Source organism: Mariniflexile maritimum (genome assembly GCF_009746565.1).
GTDB classification, from domain to species: Bacteria; Bacteroidota; Bacteroidia; order Flavobacteriales; family Flavobacteriaceae; genus Mariniflexile; species Mariniflexile maritimum.
Genome location: NZ_WRPN01000029.1, coordinates 1 through 2,188 on the forward strand (window position 1 = coordinate 1; position 2,188 = coordinate 2,188).

The following is a 2,188-nucleotide window of genomic DNA, read 5'->3' on the forward strand; positions in this document are numbered from 1 at the left end:
TCACGATAAACCTGTGTATCTAGCCGAGACCTCTCTATCCCTTCTATTTTTACTTGCATTATTAATCAGAAATTTACTATTTTTAAATTCAATTAACGACCCTGCCGTAAACATACGAGCCGAAACCGTTGGCGTTCATTTGAATAAACACAATGGAAATTTCAATACATCCAATATTTACATTAATACTAATTTGTTTACTTATATTTATTATAGGATTTTGGAAAGGTTCGGAATATAGACGATGGCACACATTCTACAATATGGATTTTAACGAAAATAATTATCCACCGATTTTACAATGGTTTGCTTATCCTTGGATAAAGCCTAAAATAAACAGATATAAAAATCCACTAATGAAAGAATACGAAGAGAAATTATTGAAAAAGACTAAATACAAATAAAAGAAAAGGTTTTAAACCCAAACCGAGTAAAAAAGTAATTATAGAAATAGTTAATGTTATGTAAGTTTTTCTTTTCTCTAAAGTTTTTAGATTCTCGGATTCTATATAATCATCGACAAAAGTTTTTGAAAGTCTTGTGATTCCAAAATAAGTAAGTTCATAAGTATTGTCTGTGATTTTATATAAAATCTTTTCGGACTCTAAATAAAGTAAAGCCTGTTCTAATTTTGAAAATTCATAATCCAAAGCTTCCCCTTTATCAAAAAACTCATCTATTGAAAGAGTTGTGTCAGCTAAACTAGGATATTGTCTGCCGAAATTAAGAATTGTATTAGAATCAGTCACAGGAGAATGACCATAGAATCTTTCAAAGATATTATAAATAGTTAATCCTTTGCCTTTAGTAGAACCTATTTCTAAAATAATGTCATCTAAAAATTGGAAGTCTGATTTTATATCCTCGGAGAACGCCATAAAATAATTTTGACTAATTTAGAAAAATAATAGGACTGAATGGCAAAACGCAGAATAAAAAACGAAACGCCAACACAGTATATAAAAAATAACTAGGCAAGTGCCGAGCCTAGAATTTCGGCAAACAAAAAACACAACGGACATACGAAAATTTAGCGTTTATTTACACGTTACTTTTCATATACAAACTCGTTATTTGCAATTAAAACATAGACACAACAATAGATGAAACAATTATCAACATCCGCATTAGCTAAAGAAAGAAACATTGATTCCAAGGATTTGTTTGAACAGTTGACCTCAAAAGGTTGGATGTACAAGAAAGATGACCAATGGCATTTAACTAAAGAAGGAAAAATGGTAGGTGGTGAAATGAAATATAACCCAAAATTTGGGGAATATATAGTTTGGCCAATTAATTTAAATCTCAAAGAGGAAGTTCGTAAAGAGGATACCATAAATTCGACAACTATTGGAGGTCATTTCAATATTTCCGCTCAAAGGATTAATTCAATTTTAGCAGAACTTGGTTGGATTGAAAAATCTAATATCAGTGGATGGCATTTAACAAAGTTCGGAAGTAAAAATGGTGGATATGAAATGGAAGCCCAGAATGGTGCACCATTCGTAATATGGGATAAGTCAATATTGAACAATAAAAATGTATTAAATTCTATTAACGCTGCGACTGGAAAGAAATATGACGAAAATTCATCAACCAACGTTGAAAAAGAAAATAATACCGATGAGTTTAGACAAAAACATGAAGCAAAATATAGAACTCAGGATGGACATCGCGTAAGATCTAGAGCTGAGGCTATGATTGATGATTATTTATATAACAATGGAATTGCTCATGCTTACGAAAGAAGATTACCTGGAATTGAAGAAGAAGTGATTTCTGATTTTTATATACCCCAAGGAAAAGTATTCATTGAGTTTTGGGGGATGGAAGAAAATCAAAAATATGCAGAACGAAAAAAGAAAAAGTTAGAAATCTATGCTAATGAGAACTTCAGTTTAATAGAACTCAATGACGATGATATTCAAAATTTAGATGATGTTCTACCACGAAAATTAAGGAAGTTCGGAATCAATGTATTATAAAAGAAATGCAAATAACATGCACTAAGCAAAATGGCGCAACAATTATACTCGAGAGAAAGCGCCACATTGCCTAGTGCAGAACCGTTAGGCACAAGTTGAAAAAATGAGTAAAGAAGAAAAAATACCACACCTGAATGCTGAACAAATTAGAGCTGGAACTCAAAAAGGATTAAAGAAATACGAGAATTTGAGTTTCATTGAGC

Annotated in this window: 3 protein-coding genes; 2 read left to right on the plus strand and 1 reads right to left on the minus strand. The window is 31.3% G+C overall.

The window, feature by feature from the left end; translation table 11 throughout:
- Positions 1-241, plus strand: a 241-nt coding sequence (locus GQO80_RS15900; RefSeq protein WP_232333209.1) for a hypothetical protein, incomplete at its 5' end; no start/stop codon positions are given.
- 136 nt (positions 242-377) lie between these two features.
- Here GQO80_RS15900 and GQO80_RS15630 read toward each other — a convergent pair.
- Positions 378-878, minus strand: a complete 501-nt coding sequence (locus GQO80_RS15630) for a hypothetical protein (RefSeq protein WP_157209292.1) — start codon at positions 876-878, stop codon at positions 378-380.
- 225 nt (positions 879-1,103) lie between these two features.
- Here GQO80_RS15630 and GQO80_RS15635 point away from each other — a divergent pair, with 225 nt between their 5' ends.
- Complete coding sequence (locus GQO80_RS15635; protein ID WP_157209293.1) at positions 1,104-1,985, plus strand: glycerol kinase; 882 nt, start codon at positions 1,104-1,106, stop codon at positions 1,983-1,985.
- Positions 1,986-2,188 lie beyond the last annotated feature (203 nt).

Bases quoted from the DNA above. Each gene is read 5' to 3' on its own strand.
- GQO80_RS15630 (WP_157209292.1), bottom strand. From the start codon at position 878: ATGGCGTTCTCCGAGGATATAAAATCAGACTTCCAATTTTTAGATGAC.
- GQO80_RS15635 (WP_157209293.1), top strand. From the start codon at position 1,104: ATGAAACAATTATCAACATCCGCATTAGCTAAAGAAAGAAACATTGAT.